Below are 18594 nucleotides of genomic sequence, written 5' to 3'. Positions count from 1 at the left end.
GGCCGGGCCGCCCGGTGGTCGGTCGTCGCCAGGATGGTCCGCATGACGAACGAAACGGGCCGGGAGATCGGCCGACTGACGGACCGCTACTGGGAGTTCCTGCTGGCGCGCGACCCGATGCCGAGGGTCCGCCAGGGGCTCCCGGTCGAGACCTTGCCGGGGGCCTCGCTCGCCGAGGCCGAGGAGCGGGCGCGGTTCGCCGGGGGCGTGCTGGACCGGGTGCGGGTGCTCGGGGGCCCGGAGCCGTCCGGCGCCGACGCCGACACCGTCGCGTTCCTGGTCGGACTGGCCGAACAGGAGCTGCGCGCGTACCGGCACTACTGGCTGACGCCCGCGGCCACGCCGTATCGGCTGTTCCCGCTGTCGCTGTACACCGATGCGGTGCTGCGCGCCTTTCGCTTCGCCGAACCGCCGGACGCCGAGCGGTACTTGGGGCTGGTGCGGGAGCTGGCCGGGGTGGTCGGCTCGATCTGCGACAAGGTGGTGGGGCAGGCGGTGCGCGGCTTCCGGGTGCCGGCCCCGGCGCTGGCCGGAGCGCGCGCCACGCTCGCGGGCCTGAGGGAATCCGTCCCCCGCCGGGTGGAGGTGGCCGAGGACCGGATCGACGCGCTGGGGCCGAGGGCTCGCGGGCAGCTCCGGGACGGCGTACGGCGGCTGGTGGAAGGCGAGTTGACACCGGCCTTCGACCGGCTGCTCGCCGTCCTCGACAACCCGGCCTACCTGCTCGCGGCCCCGCAGGAGGTCGGCTGGGCACGGTACGAGGGCGGCGAGGAGGCGTACCGGGACTTCGTCCGGACCCACACCGGGGGCGACACCGCGCCCGAGCGGCTGCACGAACTCGGCCGCGAACAGTGCCGCGAACTCGCCGAGCGGATGCGGGAGGTGCGCGCGACGCTGGGCTTCCACGGCTCCGAGGCCGAGTTCCACGAGCGGCTGCGGACCGAGCCCCGGCTGTACGCCCGGACACCGGCGGAGGTCGAGGCCCGCTACCGGAGCCATCTCGACCGGCTGGCCCCGGTGCTGCCGCGCTGGTTCGCCATCCTGCCGGCCGCCCCGTACGGACTGGCCCGGCTGGACCCGGCGCTGGAGCCGGGGATGACCTTCGGGTACTACGAGGCGCCGACCGCCGCCGACCCGGTCGGGCGCTACCGCTACAACGGCTCCGACCTGGAGCGGCGGTCGCTGCTCGGCTCGGCCTCGCTGATCTACCACGAGCTGGCGCCGGGCCACCACTTCCACCTCGCCCGGCAGGCGGAGAACCGCACACTGCCCCAACTGCGCCGGGAGGTAGCCGAGTTCGGCGCGTTCAACGAGGGCTGGGCGGAGTACGCGGCGGGCCTGGGCTGGGAGGCGGGCCTCTACGAGGACCCGTGGGACGCCTACGGGCGCCTCGCCCAGGAGCGGTTCACCGCGCAGCGGCTGGTGGTCGACACCGGGCTCAACCTCGGGACGATGGGGCTGGCGCGGGCGCGGGACTTCATGCGCGCCAACTCGACCGAGGCGGACGGCCAGATCGCCTCGGACCTGCTGCGCTACTCGACGGATCTGCCCGGGCAGGCGCTCTCCTACCGGGCGGGCTTCCTGGAGTTCGGCCGGCTGCGGGCCGACGCCGAGGCGGAGTTGGGCGCCGGTTTCGAGGTGCGGGCCTTTCACGAGGCGGTGCTGGGGGGCGGGGCGCTGCCGTTCCCGGGGCTACGGCGGCGGGTGGTGCGGGAACTCGGCACCCATTGAGTTTGATGATCAGGTAATTGCGTCACCAAGTGTTCGAGTGTGCGGCGATTTCAGGTCACACCGGACGATCACGAACACCCGCATGAGTGAACCCGCCGGAAGCCGTTTGGCTCGGGCGGACATGGTTCGACTACGGTGGCCACGAGATCGGGTGGTGCGTGCCGGTGTCCGGGAATTCGGTTCGGTAGGTGAATTCCGGATTCCGAGGTGGAATGCTTTCGTCCGCCCGGCTGCGTCCTGCTCCGGTGTTCGCAGTGCCCGGGTTCCCTGTCATACGTATGCGTAGAGAGGATGGAGCATCATGCCGCCCGTAGTACCGCCCTTCCTGGTCGGCCTCATCGTCGCCCCCCTGGCCAAGCGTCTGCTGAAGCCCTTGGTGCGTGGGGTCGTCAAGACGTCCGTCGGCATCGCGATGGAGGTGAAGAAGGCGGCCCACGAGGCCGGGGAGAACATCCACGACCTCGCGGCGGAGGTGGCCGCCGACATGGTGGCCGCTCAGGTCGCCGCCGGTGAGACCGGAGGCCGCTCCGGTGACGGCCAGCGCGCCACCGGCAGCGGCGGCCCGAACGGCGCCAAGGACGAGCCCGCCGACCGCACCGAGGGGGATGCGAGGACCCCGAAGATCCGCGCGACCGCCGGCGCCGGCGCGGGCGCCGTCGCCGGAAAGGCGCACTGACGGCCCGTGAGGACCCGCGGCCGCCGCCAGGCGCGCAAGCCGATCGATTTCGACGGAATGCGCCCGGGCGGCGGCCGATCGCAGGGCCGTTCGGCCGCACAGATCCGCCATTCAGAAATTCCCGCTCCGTCGCGGTAGTCCGTCGTGTCCGTGACGGTTGCTCCGTGACCTCCGCAAACAGGTGATCGTACACATGCCATCGCTACTGGGTGCCGCAGCCGGATTCCGTTCGGTGGAATTGGACGCGAGCCCGCGCTCGGTCATTCCTGGCCGCCAGCGCTGGGACGTCAGGCTGGTGCTCGGACGGCCCCGGACGGCCGAATTCCTCGCCGCCGTGCTGCGCCGCGTTCCCGGGATCACCGAGGCCCGGGCCAACCCGGTCACCGGCGGGGTGCTCGTCCGGCACGACGCGCGGGTGCGCGCCACGGACGTCGGCCGGATCGTCCGCCGGGCCGTCACCCTGGTCGCGGAGGACCCGACCGGAGCGGGACGCCCGGCACCGGGCCGGCCCGGTGCCGCACCGGCCCCGCGGGCCGACCGCGGCCTGGTGGTGCGACCGGTGCTCGCCGTCGGCGGCGGGGTCGCGGCCGGGATCGCGCTGATCAAGGGCTCGGCGTTGAGCAGGCAGCTGGTCGCGGTGGGCGGGGTGGCCGCGGCGACCGCGGCCGTCCTCCGCAAGGCCTGGCGCAGAACCGTCGACGCCGCCCAGGAGGCGGCCGGGCCCGGCGCCGGACGCCACCCCCTGCTGGAGATCGTCGGACCGCACCGGGCCCGCCTCTACCGGGCGGCCGCGCTCTCGGTCTCCTGCCAGGTCTCGGAAATGGCGCTCGGCACCTTCCTCGGCTGGACCGGACTGGTCCTCATCAAGGGCGAGGCGGCGCCGCTGGTCAGCCTCGGCCTGACCACTGCGTCCGCCCAACTCTGGGGCCTGGCAGGCCTGGTGGCCGTCGCCTGCGCCGCCGTGGCGGGCCTCTCCTACCACTCGAACCTCCAGTGGCGCCGGCTCGGCCAGGACATCGAGCACGACTGGCGCAGCCACACCTACCGGCACGTCCAGCACCTCGAACTGGGGCACCTGGAGGGCGAACGGACCACCCGGGTGGCCGGCGCGCTCACCGACGACGTCGGCCAGCTCGGCGCCTTCTTCGCCGGCCCGGCCAACGACGTGCTGCAACTCGGCACCAGCCTGGCCCTCCTGGTGCCGGCCTTCCTGCTGCTGGCGCCGCAGATCGCCTGGATCGCCTTCCTGCCGATCCCGGTCATCGCCTGGCTGTCGCTGCGCCACCAGGACCGGGCCGCGGCCGACTACGCCGTCACCGGCGAGCGCCGGGCCAGGCTGGGCAGCCAGGTGATCAACTCGCTGGAAGCCAGTGCGACCGTCAAGAGCTTCTGCACCGAGGACCACGAGGCCGGACGCATCGACGAGTTGAGCGAGGCGGCCCAGGAGAGCACTCGGCAGACCGACCGGAGCACCATCCGCCACGCCGAGACCGTCCGGGCCTGCACCACCGCGTCGATGGCCGGCACCCTGCTGATCGGCGGCCGTTCGGTGCTCAACGGCACCCTGCGCTTCGAGGTGTTCAGCCCGCTGATCGGGCTGCCCCAGATGCTGCTGATGCGGATGAGCCGGCTCGGCGGCATCGTCGACCAGTACCAGCGCACCCTCTCCTCCTACGACCGGGTCCAGCGGCTGCGCGCCCTGCCCGTCGAGGCCGACGGCAGCGACGGGACGCTCGACCTCGCCGAGGTGCGCGGCGAGCTCGTCCTCGACGGGGTCACCTTCGCCTACCCCGGCCGGCCGGCGGCCCTGGAGGACCTCTCGCTCACCTTCCCGGCCGGGCGGGTGACCGCCCTGGTGGGCGCCACCGGCTCCGGCAAGACGACGATCGCCAAACTGCTGATGCGCTTCCAGGACGCCGAGTCCGGCAGCGTGCTGCTCGATGGACAGGACGTCCGGGACCTACGGCGGCACGACCTGCGCCACGCCATCGGCTTCGTCGCCCAGGACCCGTTCCTCTTCGACGGCAGCATCGCCGACAACATCCGTTACGGCAGCTTCGAGGCCTCCGACGAAGCCGTCGTGCAGGCCGCCACCATGGCCGAGGCGCACACCTTCATCGCCACGCTGCCGGACGGCTACGACACCCTGATCGGCGAACGCGGCGCCGCGCTCTCCGGCGGCCAGCGGCAGCGGATCGCCCTGGCGCGCGCGATCCTCAAGGACTCGCCGGTCGTCATCCTCGACGAGGCCACCTCCGCCGTGGACAACGAGACCGAGGCGGCCATCCAGCGCACGCTGCGGCTCTTCGCGGCCGACCGGACGATGGTCGTCATCGCCCACCGGCTCTCCACGGTCCGCCACGCCGACCGGATCTACGTCCTGGACAAGGGTGGCGTCGTCGCCGAACAGGGCACCCACGACGAACTGCTCGCCCAGCACGGACTCTACGCGTCCCTCTGGCAGCTCCAGGCCGGCGAACTCGCCGCCTGACCCAGCGAGCCGCGCCCGCCCGCCGGCCGACCGCGTGACCACACCGCGGTCGGCGCGGCCCGGTGCGTCCTGCCACCAAGCCTGCCCACACTCCCGGAGGTACCCCCATGTCCCGTCGCGACGGTGACGTCCTTCCCCTGACCGCGGCCCAGCGCGAGATCTGGCTCGCCGAGCAGCGCTCCCGGACGCCGATCCCGGGCTACCGCGTCGGCGAGTGCCTGGAGATCCACGGGCCGGTGGACCGGGAGATCTTCGAGACCGCGCTGCGCCGCGTCGTCGACGAGGTCGACGCCCTGCACGTGACCTTCGTCGACGACGGGGAGGGCCCGCGCCAGGTGCTCCGGGAGAGCTGGGACTGGGCCCCGGCCCACCTCGACCTCAGCGGGGAGGCCGACCCCCGGGCGGCGGCCGTGGCCTGGATGGAGCGGGACCTGCTGCGCCCGCTGGACCTCGCCCGTGACCCGCTGTTCGGCCACGCGCTGATCAAGGCGTCACCGACGGAGTACCTCTGGTACCTGAACTACCACCACGTGGTGCTGGACGCGATCAGCAGCTCCATGCTCCGGCAGCGGGTCGGCGAGGTGTACTCGGCACTGGTCGGGGGCGGCGCCGTCCCGCCGTGCCCGTTCGGCTCGCTGCGGGACCTGGTCGACAGCGACGCCGCCTACCGCGCCTCCACCGACTTCGCCGCCGACCGCGCCCACTGGACCGAGCGCTTCGCCGACCTGCCGGCCCCGACCCGGCTCGCCGACGGCCCCGCGACCGACCCGCACCTCGCCCTCCGGCTGGCCGAGGAGCGGCCACTGCGCCGCCCGGACGCCCTGCGGGCGGCGGCGGGCCGGGTCGGCGTCCGGTGGTCCCGGCTGGTGGTCGCGGCGACGGCGCTCTACGCCCACCGGCTGACCGGCAGCCAGGAGGTGGTGCTCGCCCTGCCCGTCACCGCCCGCCGCGGCGCCGACCGGGACCTGACGGCCGTGCCGGGCACCATGTCCAACGTGGTGCCGCTGCGGCTGACGGTGCGGCCGGACCTGCCCTGGCGCGAACTCGTCGCCCAAGCGGCGCGGGAGGTCGAGACGGCCGTCGCGCACGAGCGCTACCGCAGCGAGGACCTGCTGCGCGACCTCGGCGCCCCCGGCGGCATCGGGACGGCGTTCCCCCTGATCGTCAACATCATGGCCTTCAACTCCAGGCCGAGCTTCGCCGGGCACCCCGCCTCCGTGCACCACTTCGTGTCCGGCTCGACCACCGACCTCGCGGTCTGGGTCTTCGACTACCGGGACGGCAACCCGCCGCTGCTCCGGCTGCACGGCTCACCGCAGGCGTACGGCGAGGACGACCTCGCCGCCCACCAGCGGCGGCTGCTCGCCCTGCTGGACACCCTCGCGGACTGCGACCCGGACGTGCCGGTCGGCCGGATCGAACTGCTCACCGCCGAGGAGCGCCGTGAGCTGGCGGAGCTCGGCGCCGGGCCGGTGGCGCCGGCCCCGGCCGCGAGCCTGCCGGAGCTGTTCCGGGAACACGTCCGGGCGACCCCGGAGCTGACCGCGCTGGTGTGCGGCGAGGTCTCGCTGACGTACGCGGAGCTGGACGCGCGGGCCAACCGGCTGGCGCACGCCCTGATCGCCCGGGGAGCGGGCCCGGAGCGGCTGGTGGCGGTGGCCCTGCCGCGCTCGGCGGAGCTGGTGGTGGCGATCCTCGCCGTGCTGAAGACCGGCGCGGCGTACGTCCCGGTCGACCCCGAGTACCCGGCCGCCCGGATCGCGTACCTGCTCGACGACGCCCGGCCGGCCCTGCTGGTCACGGACTCCCACGGCGAGGGGCGGCTGCCCGAGCCCGGGCCGGTCGACCGGCTGGTGCTGGACGACCCGCGGACCGCCGCCCTGGTGGCCGACCACCCGGCGGACGACCCGATGGTGGCCGTCGACCCGCGCCACCCCGCGTACGTCATCCACACCTCCGGCTCCACCGGCCGGCCCAAGGGCGTCGCGCCGACCCACGGCGGCCTGCTCAACCTGCTCACCGACCTCCGGCGGCTGCGCTTCCCGTCGGCGGTCGAGGAGCGGCAGCGACTGCGGGTGGCCCTGACCACCTCGGTGTCCTTCGACGCCTCCTGGAACCAGCTGCTCGCCCTGTTCGCGGGCCACGAACTGCACGTCCTGGACCACGCGACCTGGACCGACCCGGAGGCCTTCGTCGGCTACGCCCGGCGCTGCGGACTGGACTACGTCGAGGCCACCCCCTCCTACCTGCACGACCTGGTGGCCCACGGACTGCTGGGGGACCAGGAGTGGCGCCCGGCGCTGGTCGCGGCGGGCGGCGAGGCCGTTCCGGAACAGCTGTGGGAGCGGCTGCGGGCAGTGGACGGGGTGACCTGCCTCAACCTCTACGGGCCGTCCGAGTGCACCGTCAACCCGGTGATCGCGTCCGTGGGCTCGAGCCCCCACCCGGTGATCGGCCGGCCCGCCACCAACGCCCGGCTGTACGTGCTCGACGGCGCCCTGCGGCCGCTGCCGGCCGGTGCGGCGGGCGAGCTGTACATCGCGGGCGCGGGGCTGGCCCGCGGCTACCCGAACCGGCCGGGGCTGAGCGCCGGGCGGTTCGTCGCGGACCCGTTCGGGCCGAGCGGTTCGCGGATGTACCGCACCGGCGACCTGGTGCGCTGGGACGCGTCCGGCAACCTGGAGTTCCTCGGCCGCACGGACGACCAGGTCAAGATCCGCGGCTTCCGCGTCGAACTCGGCGAGATCGAGGCCGTCCTCACCGAGCACCCGCAGGTCGCCCGGGCCGCCGTGCTGGTGCGCACCGAGCCGGAGCCCCGGCTGGTCGCCTACGCGGTGCCCGCGCCCGGCGCCACCGTGACCGGGACCGCCCTGCGCGACCACCTGCGGGACCACCTGCCCCGGCACATGGTGCCGGCCGCGTACGTGCTGCTGGACGCGCTGCCGCTGACCCCGAACGGCAAGCTCGACCGGCAGGCCCTCCCGGCGCCCGAGCGGCAGCCCGCCGCTCCGGGCCGCGCCCCGCGCACCGCGACCGAGCACCTGCTCGCCGGGCTGTTCGCCGAGGTGCTCGGGGTGGCCGAACCCGGGCTGGACGACAGCTTCTTCGACCTCGGCGGGCACTCCCTGCTGGCGACCCGGCTGGTCGCCCGGGCCCGCTCGATCCTCGGCGTGGAGCTGCGGCTCGGCGACCTGTTCGACGCGCCGACGGTGGCCGGACTGGCGGCGGCCGTGGACGTCGCGGGCCGGGCCCGCCCGGCGCTGGAGCGGCGCGAGCGGCCGCAGACCGTCCCGCTGTCGTTCGCCCAGCGACGGCTGTGGTTCCTGCACCGGATGGACGGCCCGAGTGCCACCTACAACATCCCGCTGACCCTGCGGCTGTCCGGGCACCTGGACCAGCGGGCCCTGGCGGACGCCCTGGCGGACCTGGTCGAGCGGCACGAGAGCCTGCGCACCGTCTTCCCCACGGTCGACGGCGTGCCCTGCCAGCGGGTGCTGGACCCCGACGAGGCCCGGCCGCGACTGCGGGTGACCGAACTCGACGAGCCCGAGCTGCCGGAGCGGCTGGCGCAGGCGGCCCGGTACGGCTTCGACCTGGCCGAGGAACCGCCGCTGCACGCCGAACTGTTCCGGCTGGCGGCCGAGGAGCACGTGCTGCTGCTGGTGGTGCACCACATCGCCGGCGACGGCTGGTCGACGGGGCCGCTCTCGCGGGACCTGACGACCGCCTACGCGGCCCGCGCCGAGGGCGCGAAGCCCGAGTGGTCGCCGCTGCCCGTCCAGTACGCCGACTACGCCCTCTGGCAGCGCGAGCTGCTCGGCGACGGCTCCGACCCGGACAGCCTGCTGAGCAGCCAACTCGCCTATTGGCGACAGAAGTTGGCGGGTCTGCCGGAGCAGATCGAGCTGCCCTTCGACCGGCCCCGGCCGGCCGCGACGTCCTACCGGGGCGCCCACCTGCCGGTGCGGATCGACGCCGAGCTGCACCAGGGCCTGCGCGCCCTGGCCCGCGACGGCGGCGCCAGCCTGTTCATGGTGCTCCAGGCCGCACTGGCCGCCCTGCTGGGCAAGCTCGGCGCCGGCACCGACGTCCCGATCGGCACCCCGATCGCCGGACGCACCGACGAGGCCGCGGACGAGCTGGTCGGCTTCTTCGTCAACACCCTGGTGCTGCGCACCGATCTCGCCGGCGACCCGTCGTTCACCGAACTGCTCGCCCGGGTGCGCGCCGACGCGCTCGCCGCGTACGCGCACCAGGACGTGCCGTTCGAGCACCTGGTGGAGGTGCTCAACCCGACCCGGACGCTGGCCCACCACCCGCTGTTCCAGACCATGCTCGCCCTGCAGAACGCGCCGCTCGGCACCTTCGACCTGCCGGGGCTGCGGGTGGTGGCCGACCTGGTCCACACCGGGACGGCCAAGTGCGACCTGACCTTCATCCTGGCCGAACAGCCCGGCGGGGACGGCCTGTCGGGCGTGGTGGAGTACAGCACCGACCTGTTCGACGCGGCCACCGTGACCGGCATCGTCGAGCGGTGGCTGCGGCTGCTGCGCGCCGTCGTCGCCGACCCCGGCCGGCGGATCGGCCGGATCGACGTGCTGTCCGCCGAGGAGCTCCGCGCGCTGCTCCCGGCGCGGACCGACCGGGCCGAGGACCGGGAGGAGAGCGGCCTGACCGGGCTGTTCGAGCGGCAGGTGCGGGAGACTCCGACGGCTGTCGCCCTCACGGACCGCGAAGTCACCTTGACCTACGGCGAGTTGAACGCGCGCGCCAATCGGCTGGCGCACGCCCTGATCGCCCGGGGGGTGGGCCCGGAGCAGCTGGTGGCGCTGGCGCTGCCGCGCTCGGCGGAGCAGGTCGTGGCGGTGCTCGCCGTGCTCAAGGCGGGCGGCGCCTACCTCCCGGTGGACCCGCGGTACCCGGCGGCCCGGATCGCCTACCTGCTCCGGGACGGCCGACCCGCGTTGCTGGTGACCACCAGCGGGACCGGCGAGCTGCCGGGCGCGGAGGGCGTGGACCGGCTGCTGCTGGACACCGCCGACCTGGACGGGCTGCCGGACACGGACCCGGCGGTCACCGTCGATCCCGGCCACGCCGCCTACGTCATCCACACCTCCGGCTCCACCGGCGACCCCAAGGGCGTCGTGGTCCCGCACCGCAACGTGGTGCGGCTGTTCCGGACCACCGAGGAGCTGTTCGGCTTCACCGCCGAGGACGTCTGGACGCTCTTCCACTCCTACGCCTTCGACTTCTCCGTGTGGGAGCTGTGGGGCCCGCTGCTGCACGGCGGCCGCCTGGTGGTCGTCGACCACGAGACCAGCCGCTCGCCCGGCCGCTTCCTGGAACTCCTCGCCCGCGAACGGGTGACCGTCCTCAACCAGACGCCCTCCGCCTTCTACCAGCTGATCCAGGCGGACGCCGAGGCGCCGTCGACCGGCCGTGAACTCGCCCTGCGCACCGTGGTGTTCGGCGGTGAGGCGCTGGAGCACGCCCGGCTGGCCGACTGGTACCAGTGGCACCCGGAGGACGCGCCGCGACTGGTCAACATGTACGGCATCACCGAGACCACGGTGCACGTCACCCACGCGGCGCTCGGTGCGTCCGGCACCGCCGCCGGGCAGATCGGCACCGCCCTCCCGGACCTGCGGACGTACGTCCTCGACGACGGCCTGCGCCCGGTCGCCCCCGGCGTCGCGGGCGAGCTGTACGTCGCGGGCCCCGGACTGGCGCGCGGCTACCTGAACCGGCCGGGCCTGACGGCGGGCCGCTTCGTCGCGGACCCGTTCGGACCGCCGGGATCGCGGATGTACCGCAGCGGCGACGTGGTGCGCCGGGCCGCCGACGGCAGCCTGCGCTACGTCGGCCGGGCCGACCAGCAGGTGAAGGTCCGCGGCTTCCGGATCGAGCTCGGCGAGATCGAGGCGGCACTGGCCGCTCACCCGGCCGTCGCCCAGACGGCCGTCCTGGCCCGCCAGGACCGGGCCGACGACACCCGGCTGGTCGCCTACCTGGTGCCCGCCGCGGGCGCCGCGCCGCGCCCGGCCGAACTGCGCGGCCACCTGGCCGAGCGGCTGCCGGAGTACATGGTGCCCTCGGCCTTCGTGGTGCTGGACGCGCTGCCGCTGACCACCAACGGCAAGCTGGACCGCCGGGCCCTGCCCGAGCCGGAGCTCACCCCGGCCGCCACCGGCCGCGCGCCGCGCACCCCGCAGGAGCAGGTCCTCTGCGAACTGTTCGCCGAGGTCCTGGGCGTGGCCTCGGCCGGCGTCGAGGACGGCTTCTTCGACCTCGGCGGCCACTCGCTGCTGGCCACCCGTCTGGCCGCCCGGATCCGCGCGACCCTCGGCGTGGAGATGCCGCTGCGCACCCTGTTCGAGGCGCCGACCCCGGCCGGCCTGGCCGCCGCCCTGGTGGCGGCCGGGCCGGCGCAGGCCGCCCTGGCCCGGCGCGAGCGCCCCGCGCGGATCCCGCTGTCGTTCGCGCAGCGGCGGCTGTGGTTCCTGCACCAGCTGGAGGGCGCCAGCGGGAACTACCACATCGCCCTGGCCTGGCGGCTGTCCGGGGAACTGGACCGGCGGGCCCTGGAGGCCGCCGTGGCGGACGTGGTGGCCCGGCACGAGAGCCTGCGCACGGTCTTCCCGGCGGTGGACGGCACTCCGTACCAGCGGGTGCTGGACGTCGTGGCGGCCCGCCCGCAACTGCTCGTCCGCCGGACCACCGAGGCCGAGCTGCCGGCCGCCCTGGCGGAGGCGAAGGCGCGTCGGTTCGACCTGGCGGTCGACGTGCCGCTGCGGATCGAGCTGTTCGAGCTGGCACCGGACGAGCACGTGTTCCAGCTGGTACTCCACCACATCGCGGGTGACGGCTGGTCGCTGGGTCCGCTCGCGCAGGGCCTGACCGCCGCCTACGCGGCGCGCTGCCGCGGCGAGGAGCCGCGGTGGGAGGAGCTGCCGGTCCAGTACGCCGACTACACCCTCTGGCAGCACGAACTGCTCGGCGACTCCACCGACCCGGACAGCCTGTTCGCCGGCCAGGCGGCCTACTGGGCCCGGCAGCTGGCCGGTCTGCCGGAGCGGATCCAGCTGCCCACCGACCGGCCCCGCCCGGCGGTCGCCTCGCACCGGGGCGGTTCCGTGCGCGCCCGGTTGGACGCCGAGCTGCACCACGGACTGCGCGAGCTCGCCCGCGCGCACGGGACCAGCCTGTTCATGGTGCTCCAGGCGGGGCTGGCGGCGCTGCTGAGCAAGCTCGGCGCGGGCGACGACATCCCGGTCGGCAGCCCGGTCGCGGGCCGGACCGACCAGGCGCAGGACGAGCTGGTCGGCTACTTCGTCAACACCCTGGTGTTCCGCACCGACACCTCGGGCGATCCGACCTTCGCCGAGCTGCTGGGCCGGGTGCGGGACACCGCGCTGGCCGGGTACGCCAACCAGGACCTTCCGTTCGAGTACCTGGTCGAGCTCCTGAACCCGTCCCGGTCGCTGGCGCACCACCCGCTGTTCCAGATCATGCTGGTGCTGCAGAACGCGCCCCGGGCCGACTTCGCGCCGCCCGGGCTGCACGTGGACGAGGTGCCGTCGGCGTCGACCACCGCCAAGCTCGACCTGATCTTCACCCTGTCCGAGCGGCTCGCCGAGGACGGCTCCCCGGAAGGGCTCGACGGGTCCGTCGAGTACACCAGCGACCTGTACGACCCGGCCACCGTCGAGACGATGCTCGGGCGGTGGGAGCGGCTGCTCCGCGCCGCGGTCGCCGACCCGCGACGGCGGCTCAGCCGGTTCGGCCTGCTCACCGCCGAGGAGCGCGGCGAGCTGACGGCGCTCGGCACCGGCCCGGCGGCCCAGGCCTTCACCGCCGGCCTGCCGGAGCTGTTCCGGGCCCAGGTGCGGGCGACCCCGGACGCCGTCGCGGTGGTGGGGCCGGAAGCCACGCTGACGTACGCGGAGCTGGACGCGCGGACGAACCGGCTGGCGCACGCCCTGATCGCGCGGGGTGCCGGGCCGGAGCGGCTGGTGGCGGTGGCGCTGCCGCGCTCGGCGGAGCTGGTGGTGGCGATCCTCGCGGTGCTGAAGTCCGGTGCCGCCTACCTCCCGGTCGATCCGGAGTACCCGGCCGCGCGGATCGGGTACATGCTGGACGACGCCCGGCCCGTCCTGGTGCTGACCGACGCCCGCACCCGGGGCCGGCTGCCGGAGACCGGTTCCGCCGGGTGGCTGGTACTCGACGAGCCGCAGACGGCCGCCCTGGTGGCGGGTTGTCCGGCGACGGACCCCGCGGTGGCCGTCGATCCGGACCACCCGGCGTACGTCATCTACACCTCCGGTTCCACCGGCAAGCCCAAGGGCGTGGTGGCGACGCACGGCGGCCTGTCCAACCTGTTCGCCGAGCAGCGAGCGCTGATGTTCCCCCAGGGGACGAAGCAGCGGCTGCGGGTGGGGATGACCACGTCCGTGTCGTTCGACGCCTCCTGCGACCAGATGTCGTGCCTGTACGCGGGCCACGAGCTGCACGTCCTGGACGAGGCGACCTGGACCGACCCGAACGCCTACCTCGACCACGCCGCGCGGGTCGGGCTGGACATCCTCGGTGCCACCCCGTCGTACGTTCAAGTCCTCGTCGCGCATGGTCTGCTGGACCATCCGCAGTGGCGTCCGCTGTTGCTCGCGCTGGGCGGGGAGAGCGTTCCCGAGCAGCTGTGGGAGCGGTTGCGGGCGGCCGACGGTGTGACCTCCCTGAACTACTACGGGCCGACCGAGTGCACGGTGGAGTCGGTCTTCGCACCGCTGGAGTCGAGTGAGCGCCCGGTGATCGGCCGGCCGCTCGGCGGTGTCCGCCTGCACGTGCTCGACGCCGCCCTGCAGCCGGTGCCGGCCGGTGTGCCCGGTGAGCTGTACATCGCCGGCGCGGGCCTCGCACGCGGCTACCTGAACCGGCCGGGGCTGACGGCCGGGCGGTTCGTGGCGGACCCGTTCGGGCCGAGGGGCTCGCGGATGTACCGCACCGGTGACCTGGTGCGGTGGAACCCGGCCGGGAACCTGGAGTTCCTCGGCCGCACCGACGACCAGGTCAAGCTCCGGGGATTCCGGATCGAACTCGGCGAGATCGAGGCGGCACTGGCGGAACACCCGCAGGTCGCGCGGGCCGCCGTGATCGTCCGGCAGGACCGGGCGGAGGACCCGCGCCTGGTCGCCTACCTGGTGGCCGCCACCGGGGCGGAGCCCCGGCCGGAGGAGCTGCGGGCGCACCTGCGCGAGCGGCTGCCGGACTACATGGTGCCGACCGCGTACGTCGCCCTCGACGCCCTGCCGCTGAACACCAGCGGCAAGCTCGACCGGCGCGCCCTGCCCGAGCCCGGCTCCAGCACGACGCCGGTCGGCCGGGCAGCGCACACCCCGCAGGAGCAGATCCTGTGCGGGCTGTTCGCCGAGGTCCTCGGCCTGCCGCAGGTCGGCGTCGACGACGACTTCTTCGACCTGGGCGGGCACTCCCTGCTCGCCACCCGGCTGGTGGCCCGGGTCCGGACCACCCTGGGCGTGGAGCTGGCGCTGCACACCCTGTTCCGCAACCCGACCGTGGCCGGGCTGGCCGCCGGGCTGGGCGGGGCGGACCGGGCGCGGCCTGCCCTGGAGCGGGCGGAGCGGCCCGAGCTGGTGCCGCTGTCCTCCGCCCAGCGCAGGCTGTGGTTCCTGCGCCAGCTGGAGGGCGCCGCCTCGGTCTACAACATGCCGCTCGCCTGGCGGCTCTCGGGACCGCTGGACCTGGCGGCCCTGGAAGCGGCACTCGGCGACCTCGCCGACCGGCACGAAACCCTGCGCACGGTCTTCCCGGCCGCGGACGGCACGCCGTACCAGCGGGTGCTGGCCGTCGGAGCGGCGCGTCCGGGGCTGACGGTCACCCCGGCGGACGAGACGGCCCTCCCGGAGCTGCTGGCCGGGGCCGCCGCGCGCGGCTTCGACCTCGCGGTCGAACCGCCGCTGCGCGCCGAGGTGTTCGAGCTCTCGGCGGACGAGCACGTGCTGCTCCTGGTGATGCACCACATCGCCGGTGACGGCTGGTCGCTGGGCCCGCTGGCCGCCGACCTGGCCACCGCCTACGCGGCGCGCCGCCGGGGCGAGGAACCGCGGTGGGCGCCGCTGCCGGTGCAGTACGCCGACTACACCCTGTGGCACGACCGGCTGCTCGGCGACCGCGACGACCCCGCGAGCCCGTTCGCCCGGCAGACGGCCTACTGGACGGAGCGGCTGGCCGGCCTGCCCGAGCAGATCCGGCTGCCCGCCGACCGGCCCCGCCCGGCGACCACCTCGTACCGGGGCGGGCACCTGGCGATCGAGCTGGACGCGGAACTGCACGGCGCCCTGGTGCGGCTGGGCCGGGAGCACGGGGCCAGCGTCTACATGGTGCTCCAGGCCGGGCTGGCCGCACTGCTGGACAAGCTCGGCGCGGGCACGGACATCCCGGTCGGCAGCCTGATCGCCGGCCGTACCGACCAGGCGCTGGACGACCTGGTCGGCTTCTTCGTCAACACCCTGGTGCTCCGGACGGACACCAGCGGCGACCCGAGCTTCGCCGAGCTGCTGCTCCGGGTCCGGGAGGGGGCGCTCGGCGCGTACGCCCACCAGGACCTGCCGTTCGAGCAGGTCGTCGAGGCCCTCAACCCCTCCCGGTCGCTCTCCCGGCAACCGCTGTTCCAGGTGCTGCTGGCGCTGCAGAACGTGCCGCGCACCGAGTTCGCGCTGGACGGTCTCCGCTCCGAGATCCTCCTGTTCCGCACGCCCACCGCGATGTTCGACCTCGGCTTCCACCTGCTGGAGCGTGGCGGCACCGGCGGGCCGGCCGAGGGCATCATCGGGCGGGTCGAATACAGCACCGACCTGTTCGACCAAACCACGGTGGAGGCACTGGTCGCCCGGTGGCTGGGGCTGCTGGCCGCGGTGGTCGCCGAGCCGGACCGGCCGCTGAGCCGGATCGACGTGCTGACCGCCGAGGAGCGGCACGAGCTGCTGGTCGCCCGCAACGACACCGCGCGTCCGGTCTCGTCGGAGGGCCTGGCGGCCCTGTTCGAGGCGCAGGTCCGGGCGACCCCGGAGGCCCCGGCGGTGCTGTTCGAGGACACCGCCCTGACCTACCGCGAGCTGAACCGCCGGGCCAACCGCCTGGCGCACGCGCTGATCGCGCGCGGGGTCGGGCCGGAGCGGGTCGTCGCGCTGCGGCTGCCGCGCTCGGCCGAGCTGGTGGTCGCCGTCCTCGCGGTGCTGAAGACCGGCGCGGCGTATCTGCCGGTCGACCCGGACTACCCGGCGGCCCGCATCGCGTACATGCTGGAGGACGCCCGGCCGGCCGTGGTGCTGGACGACCCCGCGGCCGTCACGCCGTCCGACGAGCAGCCGGACCACGATCCGGCCGTCGTCGTGGACGCGCGTCACCCGGCCTACGTCATCTACACCTCGGGCTCCACCGGCCGCCCCAAGGCCGTGGTGATGCCCGCCGCCGGACTGCTGAACCTGCTGGCCTGGCACCACCGGGCCGTCGGCGGCGAACCCGGCACGCGCACCGCGCAGTTCACCGCGATCAGCTTCGACGTCTCGGTGCAGGAGGTGCTCTCGGCGCTGCTGTACGGCAAGACCCTGGTGGTGCCGACCGAGGAGCAGCGCCGCAGCGCCGAGCTGTTCGCACACTGGCTGGACCGGCACCAGGTGGCCGAGCTGTTCGCACCCAACCTGGTGATCGAGGCGCTGGCCGAGGCCGCCGAGGAGGCCGGGCTGGAGCTGCCGGCCCTCCGGCTGGTCGCCCAGGCCGGTGAGGCGATGCGCCTGGGCACGGCGGTGCGCCGCTTGCAGGCCGGCCGACCTGGCCGGGTGCTGCACAACCACTACGGGCCCGCCGAGACCCATGTGATCACCGCCTACCCGTTGCCGGCCGACCCCGCCGACTGCCCGCTGCCGGTGCCGATCGGCCGCCCGATCGACAACTGCCGGGTGTACGTGCTGGATCCGGCGCTTCGGCCGGTCGCCCCCGGGGTGCTGGGGGAGCTGTACCTGGCCGGGGCGGGCCTCGCCCGCGGCTACCTGAACCGGCCCGGGCTCACCGCCGGGCGCTTCGTCGCCGACCCGTACGGCCCGGCGGGAGCGCGGATGTACCGCACCGGGGACCTGGTGCGCTGGCGGGCCGACGGCGAGCTGGAGTTCGCCGGCCGGGTCGACCACCAGGTGAAGGTCCGCGGGTTCCGGATCGAGCCGGGCGAGATCGAGGCCGAGCTGACCGCCCACCCGGGCGTCGCCCAGGTGGCCGTGCTCGCCCGCGAGGACCGGGGCGAGACCAGGATCGTCGCGTACGTGGTGCCCTCGGCGCAGCAGCCGGCCACCACGGCGGCACTGGCGGCCTACCTGCGCGAGCGGCTGCCGGACTACCTGGTGCCGTCCGCGTTCGTGCTGCTGGACGCGCTGCCGCTGACGCCCAACGGCAAGCTGGACCGCGCCGCCCTGCCCGCGCCCGAGGCAGTGGCCACGGCGACGAGCCGGGCGCCGCGCACCCCGCAGGAGCAGATCCTGTGTGGGCTGTTCGCCGAGGTGCTCGGCGTACCGCAGGTCGGGGTCGACGACGACTTCTTCGACCTGGGCGGGCACTCCCTGCTCGCCACCCGGCTGACCGCGCGGGTGCGCTCGGTGCTCGGCGTGGAGCTGGGACTGCGCGCGCTGTTCCAGGCGCCCACCGTGGCGGGCCTGGTCGAGGCACTGGCCGGGGCGGCCCGCGCCCGCCCGGCGCTGACCGCGCACGAGCGGCCGGAGGCGGTGCCGCTCTCCTTCGCCCAGCGCCGGCTCTGGTTCCTGCACCGAATGGACGGCAGCGCCGCCACTTACCACATCCCGCTGGCGCTCCAGCTGACCGGAACGCTCGACCGGGCGGCACTCGACGAGGCGCTGGCCGACGTGGTGGCCCGGCACGAGAGCCTGCGCACGGTCTTCCCCGAGGCCGACGGCGTCCCGTGCCAGCGCGTGCTGGACCCGGCCGAGGCCCGACCCCGGGCGCGGCTGACCGAGGTGTCCTCGAGTGAACTGCCCGAGCGGCTCGCCGAGTTCGCCCGGCAGCCGTTCGACCTGGCCGCGGAACCCCCGCTGCGGGCCGAGCTGTTCGCGCTCGCACCGGACGAGCACGTGCTGCTGCTGGTGATGCACCACATCGCCGGTGACGGCTGGTCCACCGGTCCGCTGGCCCGCGACCTGGCCGAGGCGTACGCCGCCCGCTGCGAGGGCCGGGCGGCGAGCCGGCCGGCCCTGCCGGTGCAGTACGCCGACTACACGCTGTGGCAGCGCGAGCTGCTCGGCGACGCCGCCGACCCGCAGAGCCGCTTCGCCGAGCAGCTCGACTACTGGCAGCGGCAGCTGTCCGACCTGCCGGAGCTGCTCCAGCTGCCCGTCGACCGCCCGCGCCCGGCCGTCGCCGGCTGGCACGGGGACCACCTCGGCCTGGAGCTGGGCCCCGAACTGCACGCCGCCCTGGCGGAGTTGGCGCGGCGCTCGGGGGCGAGTCTGTTCATGGTGCTGCAGGCGGCGTTGGCGGCGCTTTACACCCGGCTGGGTGCGGGGACGGACATCCCGATCGGCAGCCCGATCGCCGGCCGTACTGACGAGGCGCTGGACGAGCTGGTCGGGTTCTTCGTGAACACGCTGGTGCTGCGCACCGACACCAGTGGCGATCC

The 18594-nt window shown here is 74.6% G+C and carries 4 protein-coding genes; all 4 read left to right on the top strand.

Annotated features, from left to right (window positions below):
- Nucleotides 1–42 precede the first annotated feature (42 nt).
- Nucleotides 43–1731, top strand: a complete 1689-nt coding sequence (locus tag ACWCYO_RS01065; protein WP_449782941.1) for a DUF885 domain-containing protein — start codon at nucleotides 43–45, stop codon at nucleotides 1729–1731.
- A 301-nt stretch (nucleotides 1732–2032) separates the two neighbouring features.
- The gene (locus ACWCYO_RS01060) at nucleotides 2033–2407 is read left to right on the top strand and encodes a DUF5132 domain-containing protein (RefSeq protein ID WP_270140406.1); all 375 of its coding nucleotides are present in this window, start codon (nucleotides 2033–2035) and stop codon (nucleotides 2405–2407) included.
- 232 nt (nucleotides 2408–2639) lie between these two features.
- Nucleotides 2640–4898, top strand: a complete 2259-nt coding sequence (locus ACWCYO_RS01055) for an ATP-binding cassette domain-containing protein (protein WP_449782940.1) — start codon at nucleotides 2640–2642, stop codon at nucleotides 4896–4898.
- A 107-nt stretch (nucleotides 4899–5005) separates the two neighbouring features.
- A partial coding sequence (locus ACWCYO_RS01050; RefSeq protein ID WP_449782939.1) for an amino acid adenylation domain-containing protein occupies nucleotides 5006–18594 on the top strand: 13589 nt, incomplete at its 3' end.

Source organism: Kitasatospora sp. NPDC001683, assembly GCF_053596495.1.
The sequence above is the reverse complement of the archived record's forward strand: the minus strand, read 5'-3'. Positions and strand labels throughout refer to the sequence as shown.

What these genes read in the sequence shown, in the direction of transcription:
- ACWCYO_RS01060 (WP_270140406.1), top strand. Translation starts at nt 2,033, where the DNA reads ATGCCGCCCGTAGTACCGCCCTTCCTGGTCGGCCTCATCGTCGCCCCC.
- ACWCYO_RS01065 (WP_449782941.1), top strand. Translation starts at nt 43, where the DNA reads ATGACGAACGAAACGGGCCGGGAGATCGGCCGACTGACGGACCGCTAC.